Source organism: Arthrobacter sp. MPF02 (assembly GCF_046605375.1).
Lineage (GTDB): Bacteria > Actinomycetota > Actinomycetes > Actinomycetales > Micrococcaceae > Arthrobacter.
Window position 1 is genome coordinate 55,631 of the sequence record NZ_CP176772.1, and the last position, 15,819, is coordinate 71,449.

General features: G+C 58.3%; 9 protein-coding genes and 3 pseudogenes. 5 read left to right on the plus strand and 7 right to left on the minus strand.

The features are described from left to right. Positions 1-278 precede the first annotated feature (278 nt). Positions 279-1,721, plus strand: a complete 1,443-nt coding sequence (locus ACLH0K_RS00305; RefSeq protein ID WP_411374897.1) for an APC family permease — start codon at positions 279-281, stop codon at positions 1,719-1,721. Positions 1,722-1,771: 50 nt separating this feature from the next. Here the strand turns inward: ACLH0K_RS00305 and ACLH0K_RS00310 are convergent. Continuing rightward, positions 1,772-2,268, minus strand: a pseudogene (locus ACLH0K_RS00310) (IS21 family transposase); the annotation flags it as partial. Between the two features lie 241 nt (positions 2,269-2,509). On the opposite strand from ACLH0K_RS00310, the gene ACLH0K_RS00315 reads away from it, so the two are divergent. After that, on the plus strand, positions 2,510-2,893 hold the full coding sequence (locus tag ACLH0K_RS00315; RefSeq protein ID WP_411374898.1) for an MmcQ/YjbR family DNA-binding protein: 384 nt from the start codon (positions 2,510-2,512) through the stop codon (positions 2,891-2,893). A 520-nt stretch (positions 2,894-3,413) separates the two neighbouring features. Here ACLH0K_RS00315 and ACLH0K_RS00320 read toward each other — a convergent pair. The 3 genes from ACLH0K_RS00320 to ACLH0K_RS00330 form a co-directional block, all read right to left on the minus strand. Next, positions 3,414-3,647, minus strand: a complete 234-nt coding sequence (locus ACLH0K_RS00320) for a hypothetical protein (protein ID WP_411374899.1) — start codon at positions 3,645-3,647, stop codon at positions 3,414-3,416. 823 nt (positions 3,648-4,470) lie between these two features. Continuing rightward, positions 4,471-5,631 carry an alcohol dehydrogenase family protein gene (locus ACLH0K_RS00325; protein WP_411374900.1) on the minus strand — a complete coding sequence of 387 codons (1,161 nt, stop codon included), beginning with the start codon at positions 5,629-5,631 and terminating at the stop codon, positions 4,471-4,473. A 21-nt stretch (positions 5,632-5,652) separates the two neighbouring features. Continuing rightward, positions 5,653-7,101: an aldehyde dehydrogenase family protein gene (locus ACLH0K_RS00330; RefSeq protein ID WP_411374901.1), complete on the minus strand. Its 1,449-nt coding sequence runs from the start codon at positions 7,099-7,101 to the stop codon at positions 5,653-5,655. A 365-nt stretch (positions 7,102-7,466) separates the two neighbouring features. Here ACLH0K_RS00330 and ACLH0K_RS00335 point away from each other — a divergent pair, with 365 nt between their 5' ends. Both ACLH0K_RS00335 and ACLH0K_RS00340 read left to right on the plus strand, forming a co-directional pair. Further along, the gene (locus ACLH0K_RS00335) at positions 7,467-9,149 is read left to right on the plus strand and encodes a choline dehydrogenase (protein WP_411374902.1); all 1,683 of its coding nucleotides are present in this window, start codon (positions 7,467-7,469) and stop codon (positions 9,147-9,149) included. 331 nt (positions 9,150-9,480) lie between these two features. After that, positions 9,481-11,784: a molybdopterin-dependent oxidoreductase gene (locus ACLH0K_RS00340; RefSeq protein WP_411374903.1), complete on the plus strand. Its 2,304-nt coding sequence runs from the start codon at positions 9,481-9,483 to the stop codon at positions 11,782-11,784. Between the two features lie 691 nt (positions 11,785-12,475). On the opposite strand, the pseudogene ACLH0K_RS00345 reads toward ACLH0K_RS00340, so the two are convergent. Both ACLH0K_RS00345 and ACLH0K_RS00350 read right to left on the minus strand, forming a co-directional pair. Then, positions 12,476-12,933: pseudogene (locus tag ACLH0K_RS00345) on the minus strand (IS30 family transposase); the annotation flags it as partial. A 223-nt stretch (positions 12,934-13,156) separates the two neighbouring features. Further along, complete coding sequence (locus ACLH0K_RS00350; RefSeq protein WP_411374904.1) at positions 13,157-13,411, minus strand: helix-turn-helix domain-containing protein; 255 nt, start codon at positions 13,409-13,411, stop codon at positions 13,157-13,159. A 399-nt stretch (positions 13,412-13,810) separates the two neighbouring features. Between ACLH0K_RS00350 and ACLH0K_RS00355 the strand changes: the two are divergent. Further along, positions 13,811-15,064: pseudogene (locus tag ACLH0K_RS00355) on the plus strand (IS256 family transposase). Between the two features lie 372 nt (positions 15,065-15,436). Here the strand turns inward: ACLH0K_RS00355 and ACLH0K_RS00360 are convergent. Further along, positions 15,437-15,805, minus strand: a complete 369-nt coding sequence (locus ACLH0K_RS00360; protein ID WP_411374905.1) for a hypothetical protein — start codon at positions 15,803-15,805, stop codon at positions 15,437-15,439. Positions 15,806-15,819 lie beyond the last annotated feature (14 nt).

Consider the following 15,819-nt stretch of genomic DNA (forward strand, 5'->3'; position numbering starts at 1 on the left):
GCCATGCTGTCCTTAAGCGACCGCTCAGCCGGCCATCCCGCAGTTCGAGTTACCTGCGCCGGTCCGTGCGTTGAGGATCGCATTGTTGCAGTTGAGGGTCCCATCGTTTTAGTGGCTTGTGAAGTTCACGAGCGCGGAGAATCTGCGTAGTTAAAGCGCCTATGTGACCATCCACACATTAGGCATAACTTGGCGATGTGTGGATCAAGTAGGCCTCGTTGGGGCGGCTGCCGACCCACATGGACCGACCGACTGACATCCACTAGAGAGGGCAATTTATGGTCACGACGACGAACGAGGCTAGGAACGTTTCGGTGGAGCTTAAGGGCCATCTAGGCTTATTTCACCTATTCTTCACCGTGATGGCCTGGAATGCTCCACTCGTGATCGTGTTTGCGGCGATCCCAATCGTTGTGGGATACGGAAACGGAATCGGGGCCGCCGGTGCCTTTATTGTCGCCGGTGCGACAATCGGCCTTTTTGCATTGGGATTCACTCGGATGACGAAGATACTACCAACGCCGGGGGCCTTCTACGCGTACATCACCGCGGGATTGGGGAAGAAGCTTGGCCTAGGCTCCGGGCTGCTGACCCTTGTCGGCTACTTTGCAGCATATTCCGGGACGTTCGCTTTCGGAGGTGTCGTATCGAATCAATTGTTCCACGATACCCTCGGACTGCCGGAACTGCCCTGGTACCTGTGGGGCACTATCCTCTGGTTCATTGTGGCCATACTCGGCCTCCTAAAGTTTTCACTTTCAGCAACCCTGCTCAGCGTGTTCCTCGGGCTCGAGATACTCGTCATCGTCATCTATAACGTTTCAGTGTTTACGCAGGGTGGCGCCGCTGGGGTCATCTCGGCAGATCCTCTGATTCCCGAAAACTGGATCAACGGCTCTGTCGCAATGGCAATGCTGTTTGCTATCGGTATGTTCGGCGGATTCGAGATCACAGCGCTGTTCCGTTCCGAGGTGCGGAACCCCTCTCGGACGGTACCGGTTGCGACCTACATGGTGGTCATCGTTGCAACTGCAATGTATGCGGTCACGTCTTGGGCATTTGTGAACGCGGCCGGAATCAACGACGTTGTTGCGCAGGCCGCCGGTGACCCCACTGGAACGATACATTCGACCTTCCTGACATTTGGCGGGAAGCTATTAGCGGATATCTCCTCGGCACTAGTCTTCACCAGCACATTCGCCGTTATCCTCGCCGGGCACAACATTGTCGCCCGCTATCTCTTCGCTCTCGGTGCCGACGGTATCCTGCCAAAGCAACTGAGCATGGTCCATGCCAAGCAAGGTTCTCCATATCGGGCCTCGCTCGCAGCCAGCCTCGCCTGCTTGGCGGTTAATATTGCAGCGGTCTTGGCGAACGTAGATCCAGTGGCGTTTTATGCAGCGATGCTGGGCATGACCAGCCTCGTCCTCATTGTGATCCTCTTCATCTGTGACGGTGCCATCCTTGTGTACCTGCATCGGCATGGACGCGACCAGTTCTCCGTCTTTCCCCGCATGATTGCCCCAACTGTTGCCGCGGTGGGACTCGGGATTTGCGCCTACCTTGCCATCACCAACTTCAACGCCTTGACTGGTGGATCACAAGCCCTATCTACCGCACTTATGGTCTTCCTCGGCGTCGTATTCCTGGGAGGGATCCTGCTTGCCAGTATGTATAGGCGGACTAAACCTTTGGTGTACGCCAAGATCGGACGCCAATAAGTCCGCCTACAAGACAACTGAAAGCGAAATTGGTGGCCGGTAGCTCGAGAAGATAGTCGAAAGAACCTGGCCTCGAAGATGTGGCACTTCGTCTTCATACCGTTCAACACGACCCAGAGTTCCCCAAAGTCCACCTCGGCCTCAGCGCCCGAGCGTGTTCCTGGTGAACGAAAACTTCCACCCGGCATCCGGCCTCCACGTCGACCTGGGCGCGACGGACTCGCACGTAGTCACGCACCGTCGAGTACGAGAGTTCCTGCGCGCCTTACTCATCAATGAGCCGGGCCAGAATCCTCTTGGCGGTATGGCGCTGTTTCCTCGGCGCCGTCGTATCCTCGATCAGCATGGCATCAATCGCTGCTTTGAACGGTTCCAGTCGCCAAGACACCCCCTGCCTCGCTTTGCGTTCGGGAGGGGTAGCCGACTCAAGAGCCTGCCGGACCGTCCTCCGATGGACTCCGTGTCGGGCCGCCAGCGCACGGATAGACAAGCCCTCGACCCGGGCGTCCCTTCGTATCCGCGCGAACACATCCACTCTCGACTCCATCCAGACCCACCCTCCAACGCATCTATCCACTGATGGATCCAACTTTGAAGGTGGGGCCACAAATAGCCGTCACAGTTGCCCGGCGAGTCTTGGAGTGGGGCCAGAAATATTCGTCCTACCGGGGCCATCCAAACCTGTCATAGTCAGCTTGGTGAAGCTGGGGCGTGAATTGGCTTGTTAGCGGACTTTCACCTTACTTGCATGCGTAATTGATGGGCCACCAGATGGAAGGACCTTTTATATGAGGGGTCGAACCCTACAACAATGCGCAACCGGTCGTGCTGAAGAGCTGCCGGGGGCTGAGCTGACTCATCCGTCCGGCGAAGGATGGGACGTATTCAAGGTGCATGGCAAGGTGTTCATGCTGCAAACAGACATCACCGGCGAGCCACTTGTCATCCTTAAGGCGGCGCCGTCCGATGCACGCACGTTGCGGGAGGCGTACGAGGATATAACCCCGGGGTACCACATGAATAAACAGCACTGGATCACGCTGCACCCGGACGGAGATCTTGACGCCGGAATGGTCAAAGACCTGGTAACTGAGTCATACCTGCTTGTAGTAGGAAATCTCCCGAAGAAGCAGCAACCGGTAAGTCCCGCCACCTTTGGACGACAATCCTAATCTTCTGGCTATATCCCGGACTTCCCGTCCAGCCGGCAAATGATTGCGCGTCGGTGAAGGACCCCAACACCGCGTTAGCTGAAGGACGTGGGGGAGGAGGACGGCGCGGGGGTCGTCGACCTTCCGTCAGTAGTTCAGGCACCCACTGCCAGCCTGTCGCGCGGTTGCTTCATTGCAAAACTCGGGGACTGGCTGAGTAGAAGCTAGAGACTAACCTATCAGTGCGGGCTGTAGGCCCAAATCGCAGTGCTGATAGATGACGTGCCTGTCGTGATGCCAGAGGTCGGCTGACGTCGCTGCATGGGCGATAAGGTACGTCCAGGCCAGCCCCGATATGCGCAGACAGGAAGAACCTCAGTAATCGCTCGGGGTAATTCTCGAGACCTGGACGGACGGTTGAAGTTGCAACGCTCGACCGATGCCCGCCACCACCTCTACAAACACAGGCGCTGATAAAGCGTAATTGATTGTCCGTCTCTGGGAGTTGGCCACTAGCTTAGGAGCATTGTGTCCGATCGGCTCACCGCTCACGGTTCACGGCAAGTTTTGCCAGGTCATCTTTGACCAGGTTAAGCGCCTGATCACGGGTTGTACCTGGATTGTCTCTTTCGCTGTGTTTCTGCCGGATTGCGCGTGTGAGCTTCGGGGCTTGAGGCTGGCCATGGCGTCGTTCAGTTTTCTGCTGTACCAAGGGGTCGTAGAAAATGACATTGCGTGCAGCAACCGGATCGTTTCCTGTCAGTTGCGTCGTCACGTGCATTCATCCTTTCTTCGTCGAAAGAGTGGCTTGCGCCCGTATGTTTTCTATCCTCCAGCTGCTACCGCCGGCCCCAGAGGACCGGCGCCATATGAGCAAGCACTGGCGACGTTGCTCGCCACTATCTGAACAGCTGCTCGACAACAACCCTCCGTAATACCTTGGTTGGTTGGTTAGGGCGAGGACCTGGTCAGGGACCAGGGCCTCCCAGTTGCGAGGAGATAGGAGGCCCTGGTGGTATTTTCGCCCGTCCAAAGGTGTCACCCCTTTGGCATCAGAACAGGCGGGACTGCACCGGGAAATCAGGCGTTGCGTACCACGGTCCCACCTCTACGAGTGGCTGGTGCGCTGGAGCTGCGTGAGGGCTGATGATTTGTACTTCCCTCTGCCGACAGGCGAAACGACGGAGCATTTCGGGTGTCGTACAAGCCCCTGCTGACAGTTGAACGGCGTCTCAACGCAGAAGACGCCACTCACCAAGTCCACCATCCACCTCCCGGCGCTCGCCCCTCCAACAACCTTCCATCGAGGCCACGAAGCGAAACCTACCTCGCTTGCGTAAGTTGGAAATGGTTCAAGGCTAGGCCGACTGAACATCCCGACTAAGTTTTGCCGTGCACAGCCCGGGCTTGAGAGAGACCCAACAAGGGATGGGATGGTAAGACCCTCAGTTCCTCCCCTAAGGATGAATCCAACCTGCACTCGAGCGACTTACTTGATAGCCAGCCGAGAACAAAGCGACGGCATGTTGCTGGTCTGCAGATCCATGTCCTCTAGCAGTTAGTTCTTGCGCCTCGGCGCTTTAGCAGGTTCCCCGCTTTCAATTGCGGGTACTTGAGTCCGATGGCAAACCGTCCGGTACAACGACGATTTTGCCGATATGCGTTCTTTTCAGCAACGTCTCTTGAGCCTCACGGAGCATCGAGAGCGGATAGACGTCCTCCACGAGGGGCTTAATCTTTCCCTCCTGAATAAGACTGACGAGACGAGTGAACGTTTCAGGCGTCGGGTTCGTGATCCCGTGCAACTCCAGGTCCTTATAGATGAGTTCCCGAAGATCTATACGGCTCACCGGTCCGCCGATGGCGCCCGCTGTTGCATAACGACCTCCGCGCCGCAGCATAAGAAGCAAACTCTCAAACATGCTGCCACCGACAACGTCGATGACAACGTCGGCGCCGCGTTCACCAATGACATCTGCAACGGCAGCCACTAGATCCGGTTCCTCCCGTGCGACAAACCCCTCGACGCCGAGCTCCCTCAGTCGGGCCTCTTTCCCCGCACTAGCAATTGCCACGACACGCGCGCCACGTGCCTGTGCCAGCTGGATAGTTGCAGTACCCACCCCTCCGGCCGCACCGGTTACGACAACCGTCTCACCCGCACTAAGCTCGGTCCGGGCCAGCATCTCTTCGGCGGTGTCGTATGAGCAAGGGAACGTTGCCAGTTCCGCGTCACTCAGAGCAGTGCTCACGCTGTGCGCGTTCACGGACGGCACATTCACATACTCGGCGAATCCTCCGTCCCTGTCGCCACCGAGGTACTCGACAATCTGAGCACGGCGAGGCAGCTTCGGATCCCGGACAGAAGGGTCGACGACGATTCGAGTCCCTATCCTGCTCTCATCCACCCCTTCACCGACCGCCACGATCGTTCCAGCCACCGACGCCCCTTGAACTCGGGGGAAGGACATCTTCGTGCTATTCCAGGTCGCGCCGGCCCCGTCGTTGCGTCCAGCCAGACCGAGCTCCTCCGAGACAGACTCCTCCACCACCCTGTCGTACCACCCGGTTCGGGTGTTGATCTCGGTGTTGTTGAGGGCGCAGGCACCAACTTTGACCAGCACTCCTCCCGGCTCCACAGCAGGGGTCGGCACATCGGTCCGGTACACGAGCTGGTCGAGCCCCCCGTGCCCTACCAATTGAACTGCAGCCATCATTACCGGAACTTTTGTAATCGCGGTCATTGCTCTCTCTGTCATCTCCTCGTTGTCTCCTGGTCTCTAGAGGTCGAGCCCAGGCTTGACCATGACGTGCTTCAGCTGGGAGTACTCGTCCAGACCGTGCAATGACAGCTCGCGACCGTAGCCCGACTCGCCGTATCCACCGAAGGGCATCTCAGAGACATTCGGTGTGTGTTGGTTAACCCAGACAGTGCCAAAGTGGAGCTCTTTGGTGAAGCGTAGAGTACGCGCAAGGTTGGTCGTCCATACGCTGGCTGAGAGTCCGTAGTTAATGTCATTGGCGAGTTGCAGCATTTCGTCGTCGCTCTGTGCCGACTGGATGGTGACCACTGGGCCAAACACTTCGCTCTGCACAATCTCATCCGTCTGCTTGACGTCGGTGATCACAGTCGGTTCAATGAACCAGCCTGGGCGATCCGCCTGTTTGCCGCCGAGCTTGATCGTGTTGCCGGCTTCCCGGGCGCGCTCGATGAACCCGAGAACCGACTTCAGTTGCTTCTCGGAAATCACCGGGCCCAGTGTCGTGGCCGGATCGGACGGGTCACCGAGGACAAGCTCGCTGACTGCCCTGCAATATTCTTCTACGAATTCCTCGTAGACCGATTCTTCGACGATGATGCGGCAAGCAGCCGTGCAATCCTGGCCGGCTCCGGAATAACCAAAGGCGACGAGGTCTTCGGCAGTTTTACGGATTGGACTGTCAGCGAACACCAGCACCGGAGCCTTGCCACCGAGCTCCAGGCCCACCTTCTTAACGGTCTGGGCCGCGGTCGATGCTACAAATTTGCCAGTAGATGTTGCACCTGTGAACGCGATCTTTCGAATTTTGGGATGCTCAGCCATCGCAGTCCCCGCTGCTCCGCTACCAAGGATGAGGTTGATCACGCCTTCAGGGAGAAAACGGTTGGCGATCTGGACCAGTTTGAGGGTACTGAGCGGCGTCACCGTCGCCGGCTTAAGCAGCATAGTATTGCCGGCGGCGAGTGCCGGTGCGATCTTCCAGGCCCCCATCAGCAGTGGGTAGTTCCAAGGCGTGATGAGCCCGACGACTCCGAGCGGCTCCCGCCGAACCCATGAAGTACTTACGTTGTCGTACTCGTCCACGGACGGCACCGTTGAGATGCGAGCAGCGCCGGCGAAAAATCGAAGAACATCCACGACTGTCGGCACCACGAACTCGCGTACATCTCCGATTGGAAGCCCGACGTTCAGGCTCTCTACCCGAGCGAATTCCTCAATCTCCTGCTCAACCGCGTCAGCGATCTTGAGCAGCACGGCCGCGCGCTCGGCCGGGGAAGTGCTACCCCAGGTCTTGAACGCCTCAGAAGCTCGCTGTACGGCCGCGTCGACATCGGATTCAGACGCGATCGGAAAACTGGCGATCACTTCTCCGGTCGCCGGGTTGAATACCTGCGAGACGTTTCCATCGCTCTCATTGGCGAGGTACGTTTCTGCAAAGGCTGTAAGGTCCATGCTTTCCAGGGTCATTGTTAAATTCCTTTGGTGGTCGTCGTCCGAGTTTGGTCATCGTCCGAGCTCAATCATCACTCGCTACGCAGCGACGGCGCTTCGGAAATTTTCTAAGACAAGCTCAGGAAAGTGAGCCGTAGCACAACTGCGCGACGATGTGTTGGGGAACGTGCTCGGTTTCCCGGACCCCTCCAGTTGGGGGCACGGCCGCGTATGACGCTGTCGTCGATCACAAAATGCCCTCTGCTACTTCGTAATCTTTCCTAAGGCGGCTCCTTGGACTTTGCGGAAAGATGTGAGCAAGGCCACGGCGATTTATCGGATGAGTGCGTTCGAAGGACGGTCAGCTCGAAGAACGCCAACGACATAGTAAGGACAACTCGATGAAGCTTGACGGTTACGACTACATCATTGTTGGGGGAGGATCCGCTGGCTGCGTACTCGCGAACCGTTTGAGTGAGGATCCGGCCAACCAGGTACTAGTCCTCGAAGCAGGTCACAAGTACTCCTCACTTGATGTTCCCGTGCGTGTCCCGGCAGCATTCCTGTTCCTTATGGGCCACCCCTTTTATGACTGGCGCACTAAGTCAGAGCCGGAGGCAGGACTTCGAGGTCGTCGAATTGACCACTACCACGGCAGGGTCATGGGTGGAAGCAGCTCAATTAATGGAATGTTTTATCAGCGCGCCAATCCACTTGTCTACGAGCGTTGGGCTCAGGAAACCGGAGTTGAAGAGTGGGACTATGCTCACGTACTTCCGTACTTCAAGCGAATCGAGACATTCAAGGGGTCAGATCCAACCGGTATCTACCGAGGTCGATCGGGACCTATCCCCGTTAACCAGCACCACAGCAACGGAAAGCGAAACCCATTGTTCGGTGCGCTCTTCGAAGCGGCAAAGCAATCGGGCTATGAGCTCGTCAACAATGTCAACGGCTACCGCCAGGAGGGATTTTCTTCGTTCGATTCAAACATCGAGAACGGTGAACGCTACAACGCTGCACGCACCTACTTTGACCCGGCGAAGAAGCGGAAAAACCTTCATGTAATCACAGGAGCTCGAGCAACTCGGGTGGTCTTCGAGGGAACACGCGCAGTCGGCGTCGAATTCGCCGCCCGGCGCCGCAATCGAACCATTGCGAGAGGCACGGAGATCATTCTGAGCGGCGGTGCGTACAACTCGCCACAACTGCTGCAGCTTTCAGGCGTTGGTAACGCGGCCGAGCTAAGGCAGCACGGCATCGACGTTGTCGCGGATTTGCCTGGCGTCGGCGAGAACCTGCAGGATCACTTGGAAGCGTTCATTAATTACAGGTGCAAGCAGCCCGTCACTAACCAGAGCATCGTCAAAAAGTACACCTATCCGGTGACCGGTCTGAAGTGGCTTTTCAATAGGACCGGGCCTGCCGCGTCGAATCACTTCGAGGGCGGCGGCTTTATCCGCTCGTTTGATGACGCTCCCATGCCAAACCTTATGCTCACCATGCTCACGCTCGGTGTGCGGAACGACGGCTCCCCCGCTCCGGCCCCCCACGCATACCAGATCAATCTCGGTCCGCAGCAGCCGCAGTCTAAGGGGCACATTAAGTTGCGGAACAGCGATCCGTTCGAACAACCAGTTGCGACGTTCAATTATCTTTCCACGGAGCGTGACCGCCAGGAATGGATTGACGGTGTTCGCGCTACTCGGGCGCTCATGAATCAGCCCGCGTTCGCACCGTTCAACGGCGGCGAGCTCTCGCCAGGTCCCGAAGTGCAGACGGATGAGGAGATTCTCGATTGGGTCTCTCGGGATGCCGAGACAACCTACCACCCTTGCGGAACCTGCAAGATGGGCAACGACGACCAGTCCGTCGTTGACCCCCATAGCTTCCGCGTACACGGACTTGAGGGCCTCCGGGTAGTCGATGCCTCCGTGATGCCGTCGATCCCGAACGCCAACCTCTACGCACCGGTCATGATGATCGCCGAAAAGGCCGCCGACGTCATCCTTGACAAGGATCCGCTTCCTGCTGAATATGTCGACTTCTATCGACATACTGCCCCGGAGAATCTCAGCCTCTGACAGAATCGGACTGGCTGCAGACCTATATGCGTCCAACCCATTCGCCTCTTCGCCAGGCTCGCGCGAAAGGTCCGGGCACGGAGCCCGGATGCAAGAAACAGGGTTTGGACCGCATGGCCGCAGCCAGCCCGGGAGGAGCGTTCATGCGCGCCCCTGTAGATCACACGATCCCGGCGATCTGCCGTCGGCTCCTCTCCAATTTGTCCCCACGATCCCCAGACCTAGTCTTGGTTTGCGGCGAAGTACCATTACGGTCGTCACCTGCGTGAAACAGCTGACCCGGGGTGAAGCCACCGCTGCGGCATGAGGACAATGACCAAGGAATGGAACTATGCGGACGCATCTGACACATTGGGGAGCCTTCCAAGCTGAGAGCGACGGCAGGTCCCTGCACTCCGTCAAACCTTGGGCTGAAGACCCGGATCCCCGCGACATCCTCGACAACGTCGCCTCAGCCCAGCACCACCCGACGCGCGTTCTCCGCCCTGCTGTTCGTGCGGGATGGTTGGAGCACGGACCAGGAAGCGGTTCTGGTCGGGGTTCGGAACCTTTCGTCGAGGTGTCCTGGGAACGGGCGATAGAACTCGTAAGCGCTGAGCTCGGACGGGTGTACTCCGAAAAGGGCCCTTCCGCCGTATATGGGTGTTCCTATGGATGGGCAAGTGCGGGCCGGTTTCATCACGCCCAAAGCCAGATACACAGGTTCCTCAACTCCCTGGGAGGCTATGTCGCTGGCGTCACAGACTATAGCTATGGTGCCTCCGGGGTGCTGCTGCCTCATATAGTCGGCGCCACTCCAGACCAGATTATGGCCCGCGCCACGTCCTGGAACGTGGTCAGCGAAAACACGGAACTGTTCATCGCCTTTGGCGGATTGTCGGAGAAAAACAGTGGAATTGGTCCCGGGGGAATTGGCCGCCACGTTGCGCGGGATGCCATTAGAAAGGCAGTAGCCCGAGGGTGCCGCTTCATTGATGTAGCTCCAATCGCCGACGACACCTACCGGGAAGCGAAGGCTGAATGGATCTCTCCGCTGCCGGGCAGTGATGCCGCCTTGATGCTGGCACTCGCATTCGTGCTGGACGCCGAGAACCTGGCGGACCGCGAATTCCTATCGCGTTACTGTGTGGGCGTGGACAGGTTCCTCCCGTACCTCCGCGGTGAGCTTGACGGCACACCTAAAGATCCTCAATGGGCGGAGAAGCTGACAAGCGTTCCGGCAAACCGGATTTTTCGACTGGCCAGGGAAATGGCGTCCTCACGGACTATGATCAATCTGAGTTGGTCCATGCAGCGCCAACAACACGGGGAACAACCTATATGGCTGGGCGTAACGCTTGCAGCGATGCTTGGACAAATCGGCCTCCCTGGCGGTGGATTCCAGCACGGCTACGGTGCCACAGCCGACGTCGGACTGCCCCTGCGAATCTCCAGCGCGCCGTCCTTCCCTCAAGGGCGCAACCCCGAGCTGTCCTATATCCCGGTAGCCAGAATCTCGGACATGTTGCTCTCGCCTGGCAGCGAGATCGACTTCAACGGCAAGCGGATTACGCTGCCGGAAATCGAGCTGATTTACTGGGCCGGCGGTAACCCCTACCATCATCACCAAGACCTTGCTCGGTTCCGCAGGGCATGGTCCAAACCAGCAACAGTGATAGTCAACGAGCAGTTCTGGACCAGCACTGCCCGACATGCCGACATCGTGCTTCCCGCTACCATGTCGTTTGAACGCAACGATTATGGAGCCGGGCGCAACGATCCTACATTTTTCCCTATGCATGCGCTGACTGTTCCCGCCGGGGAAGCCCGCGATGACTACGATATCTTTGCCGCGATAGCAGAGAAACTGGGACGGGCAGAGGCTTTCACCGAGAACCGTGACAGCATGGGCTGGCTCCGGCACCTCTACGACCGGTGGCAGAAAAAGCTGGTTGACATGGGTGTTGGCGTAGTGGACTTTGGCACGTTCTGGGCCAGCGAAAAGATTGAAATTCCCGTCGTCGAACCCGACCAAGTGTTGTTTTCCGAATTCCGGCTAAACCCGGAAGAACATCCCTTGAACACCGTCAGCGGCAAGATCGAAATTCACTCGTCCACCATAGAAAGCTTCGGCTATGCCGATTGTCCCGGCCATCCCGTGTGGATCGAGCCTGATGAGTGGCTCGGCTCTGCCGGCAGGTACCCTCTGCACTTGATCGCCAACCAGCCAAAGACGAAACTTCACAGTCAGCTGGACGTAGGTGCCACTAGCCAGAAGTCAAAAATCCAGGGACGCGAGCCGATCCGGATTAACCCCATCGATGCGGCGGAGCGTGGTCTCGTAGACGGACAAGTCGTGCTCGTTCGCAATGACCGCGGTAGTTGTCTTGCAGGGTTGGTAGTCTCCACGGCCCTTCGGCGGGGCGTAGTTCAACTTTCAGCAGGCGCTTGGTATGACCCTGCACCGGATGATCCCTCATTCTGCCGTCACGGTAACCCAAACGTGCTGACCGCTGACAGGCCTTCATCAAGCCTGTCCCAAGCGACGACTGCACAACATGCGCTGGTTGAAGTCGAAGCCTGGCGGGGTGAGGTTCCTGACGTTACCGTAACTAAACAGCCCCCTCTACTGCAGCCGGAACCGCACCAAGAATGACTATGCAGATCGCATTGCGTGATTCCCGGGCCTAGCGGAGGATCGGTGGCAGGATCAACAACCCTGTCCCGCGGAATCCTGGCCAGGTTCTTCGCGGCCTCACCTCAAGAAGAAGCACGAACCGCAGGCCTCGACGCTCTCGATTCCCGAACCCTGAGGCGCGCACGTACCACTGGCGGACCATAGCAGCTGACTCGTGTAAACAGCGTTTCCGGAGATGACCGGCCCCGGCCCCAAACAAGGCCGTTTTACAGTGTTCCGTGGCAGTATCCTTGTAGAACCCGTCGCGGCTGGGATGTCTTTAGCCTCGACAGGGCCTGCTTACATCGACGGTAGAAAAGTCTATGCGTACATGGGCCCCCCGCGCCGCAAGCTGAACCTCAGGGTCATCGAGCGAGAGTACAGTTAGTTCGTCGTCCGTGGAACGCCTAAATGCGAAGTAGGGAAGCGGCATGTCCTCAGGGTCGATAAGGTCCTCCGCGTCCTGGGTTTCCATAAGGCGTCGGGCTTCTGCTTCCGTTTCCACGTTTGGCAGGGACCCGTTCACGGGTCTTCTAACTGGTTCCCTTGATGAAGAAACAGAAATTAGGCCTAAGGCGGCGGCACCTATCAGAAGGTAGTAGGCGGGCATCACCTTTCCGGTTGCACCAATTCCTCGATGTGTTACCGGAAGTCGAGAACGGTCACGGCGGAGTTCAGCGGCGACCCTGGTGAGGTGTTCGGGGCTTTGGACGCCGAGGTCTGTTCCTTTCGGGAAGTACTGGCGGAGCAAACCATTAGTGTTCTCGTTTGAGCCGCGCTGCCAGGGGCTTGCCAGCTCACAGACATACACCGGGATAAGTGTCTGCCGCGTGAAATCTTGGTGGCAGGCCATTTCAGTGCCCTGATCCCAAGTCAGTGAACAGCGCAGGTGCGGCGGGAGCGGTCTCATTGAATCAGCTAGCCGATAGCGCACGTTTTCAGCACCGCGGTTCCCGGCCAGGTGCACGAGAAGGATGAAGCGTGTGGTCCGTTTGACCAGTGTGGCGATGGCCGAACGACCGCCTTCCCAATCATTAGATTGCCCTCCCAATTCCCTGGTACTAATCTGCCGATCACTTCGGCGGGCCTGTCCCGGATTATGACCATATCTGGAAATCGCTTGGTCTTGTGTTCCTTCGGCCGGCGCGGTCGGCGGCCGGTCCGCCCGCTGCGCAGCGAGACGGCCGGGTCCACGGCCAAATCCAAGCTTCCGCGCCCATATAGCGCCTGATAGACAGTCTCGGGCACAACGTGCATCTCCGCTTGTCCAGGAAAAATAGCGAGCAAGCGCTTGCTGATCTGGCGCGGACTCCAGCGCTGTTGCAGGTGTTTGAGCACGAATTTTTGCACGTCAGGATTGGCTGCGATCTTGCCGGTACGATGGCAGCTCCGTCGATGCTCGGCACTGCGCTGAGCCGTCCGAGGACGCGGTAGTTTCCAGAGCGTTCGTAATGTTGCGGCGGATCTCTCGGCTCACCGTGGACGGACTGCGCCCCAGTTCCATAGCGATGGCGCGAATGCTCCGGCCGGCATGCAGGAGGTCTGCGATCGTTATTCGTATAGAGAGAAACCGTACAGAAATAACGACCGGTGTCTTATGCGACATGGGAGCACCTTTTTGATGTCCCCGCTCTTCAGGAACAACGGTCTGACCGTGCCGTCATCGAGTCCCTGAACTATGGCTGATTCCCACGATCCGGCGGGCCTCAGAATTGCCCATTCCCTGTTTCATCAGCTGATCACAGTGAGCCCGTGCAGCGTTCTTTGAGGGGCTCCCGTGACTTTCGTGGGCGTTTCATCTCTGCCAATTGCAACTCCTAAACGCTCAGGTGTTGCAACGACCACGACTCCAAGCCATCACAATGGCTCACTTTTCGACCGTCACCGATAAGCGCTTGGTAAACAGGATGTCTCCAGGGGACTGTCTGAATAACGGTGTGTGGGGTCCGGCCTGATCCGAAAGGAGATGGCCGTGTCAGACTCCATGACCGAGATGACAGGGGTGATGATCGATCCTGTGACGGGAGAGATCATTGACCAGAAGGAGCTTGCGGAGCGGTTGCTTGCGCAGGCCAAGGAACAGGGCGTGAGCTTGGTTGGGCCGGGCGGGTTACTGAACCAGCTCACCAGGAACGTGCTCGAGACGGCGCTGGAAGCCGAGCTGACCGAGCACCTCGGGCACGAGCATGGCCAGACACCGATCGCAGCGAACATGCGCAACGGCACCAGGTCAAAGACGGTGCTGACCGAGATCGGCCCGGTCGAGATTGAGGTGCCCCGGGATCGGGACGGATCGTTTGAGCCGGTGATTGTGCCTAAGCGGAAACGGCGCCTGGACGGGATCGATCAGATCGTGCTTTCGCTCTCCGCACGGGGTCTGACGACCGGGGAAATCGCCGCGCACTTCGAAGAGGTCTATGGCGCCAGGGTCTCCAAGGACACCATCAGCCGCATCACGGAGAAAGTCGCTGGGGAACTGGCCGAATGGTCTGCCCGGCCTTTGGATCCGGTCTACCCGGTGCTTTTCGTTGACGCGGTCGTCGGTCTTGGTCCGTGACGGGCAGGTGCGCAACACCCCGTTCTACGTCGTCATGGGGGTCACCAGCAACGGGGAGCGGGAGATTCTGGGCATCTGGGCCGGCGACGGTGGGGAGGGTGCACGGTTCTGGCTGCAGGTCTTCTCCGAGCTGAAAAACCGGGGCGTGCAGGATGTGTTGATTGCCGTCTGCGATGGGCTCAAGGGCTTGCCGGAGGCGATTACCACGACGTGGGAGCGGACGGTGGTGCAGCAGTGCATCGTGCACCTGATCCGGAACAGTTTCCGCTATGCCGGGCGCCAGCACCGCGACGGTATCGTCAAGGCGCTCAAGCCCGTCTACACGGCACCGTCCGCGCAAGCGGCGAAGGACCGGTTCGCCGAGTTCACTGCCGAATGGGGCCAGCGATATCCGGCCATCGTGCGGCTCTGGGAATCCTCGTGGGCTGAGTTCGTGCCGTTCCTGGAGTACGACGTGGAGATCCGGCGGGTGATCTGCACGACGAACGCAATCGAGTCGATCAACGCCCGCTACCGAAGGGCGGTCAGGGCCCGCGGACACTTTCCGAACGAAACCGCCCTGCCCTGAAATGCCTGTACCTGGTCACCAAATCCCTTGATCCCACCGGCGGTGGCCAGGCACGCTGGGTGATGAGGTGGAAGCCTGCGCTAAACGCGTTCGCGATTACCTTCGCGGGCCGGTTCGAAAGAACCACTCACTAATGAAAACCGGCCGGCCTCCACACACCGTTTATCGGACAGTCCCGTCTCCAGCTTCAGGAGGGCTTGTGTCGCTACTAGACACACGGTATCTCCGTTTGGTTCGGTCAGGTTTATGTCGGGTGAAGCGACAGGCCATACCCGTCACTGACATGAAAGAGCCGCCGTTCTCCAGTCGATGACTTGATCCAGACGATGTCACCGTCATCGGTGAAGTCGTCCACAATGCCTTCGAACCGCTCATGACCTTTCTCGAGGAGAACATCCTGCCCCTTGACCACTCTGGCCCAAGGGGCGCTTGCCTTTCGTCTGCCGGTTGTGGCTTTTGTGGTGCTAGTGGCTTGGCCTTCCAGCGAAGGGGACACTGTTTTTGTCCTATGAAGGCGCGCTGACATTGCGCCAGTTAACCGGGGTTATGGACAGGAGCAGCCGGGTTTCGGGGTCGGCTCCGTAGCGCACTGTGGTCCCTTCGGGAAGCACTAGCAACTCGTCTGCGTCCGCAATTATGGTTTGCTCCTCGTCGCCGTCGATGATGACCAGTCGGGCCTGTCCCGAAATAACGTAAATAGTTTCTTCGTATTGAACAGTCCACGGCTCGGTCAGGGCTCCATCATGGAAGGTCATGAAATAGGTGCCGAGCTGGGTAAGCCCGGAAGCAGCTGTTCGGTGCTCGATTGTTGCGGGACCAAAGGCCTTGACGTTGGCCGAATCGAAGGGGGGCTTGTAATCAACAGTAAGTGCCATGAAAAGTCTCCTAA

Coding starts and splice junctions, on each gene's coding strand:
- ACLH0K_RS00350 (WP_411374904.1), bottom strand. CDS start 13,411: ATGTCGCATAAGACACCGGTCGTTATTTCTGTACGGTTTCTCTCTATA.
- ACLH0K_RS00330 (WP_411374901.1), bottom strand. CDS start 7,101: ATGACCCTGGAAAGCATGGACCTTACAGCCTTTGCAGAAACGTACCTC.
- ACLH0K_RS00315 (WP_411374898.1), top strand. CDS start 2,510: ATGAGGGGTCGAACCCTACAACAATGCGCAACCGGTCGTGCTGAAGAG.
- ACLH0K_RS00325 (WP_411374900.1), bottom strand. CDS start 5,631: ATGACAGAGAGAGCAATGACCGCGATTACAAAAGTTCCGGTAATGATG.
- ACLH0K_RS00335 (WP_411374902.1), top strand. CDS start 7,467: ATGAAGCTTGACGGTTACGACTACATCATTGTTGGGGGAGGATCCGCT.
- ACLH0K_RS00305 (WP_411374897.1), top strand. CDS start 279: ATGGTCACGACGACGAACGAGGCTAGGAACGTTTCGGTGGAGCTTAAG.
- ACLH0K_RS00360 (WP_411374905.1), bottom strand. CDS start 15,805: ATGGCACTTACTGTTGATTACAAGCCCCCCTTCGATTCGGCCAACGTC.
- ACLH0K_RS00340 (WP_411374903.1), top strand. CDS start 9,481: ATGCGGACGCATCTGACACATTGGGGAGCCTTCCAAGCTGAGAGCGAC.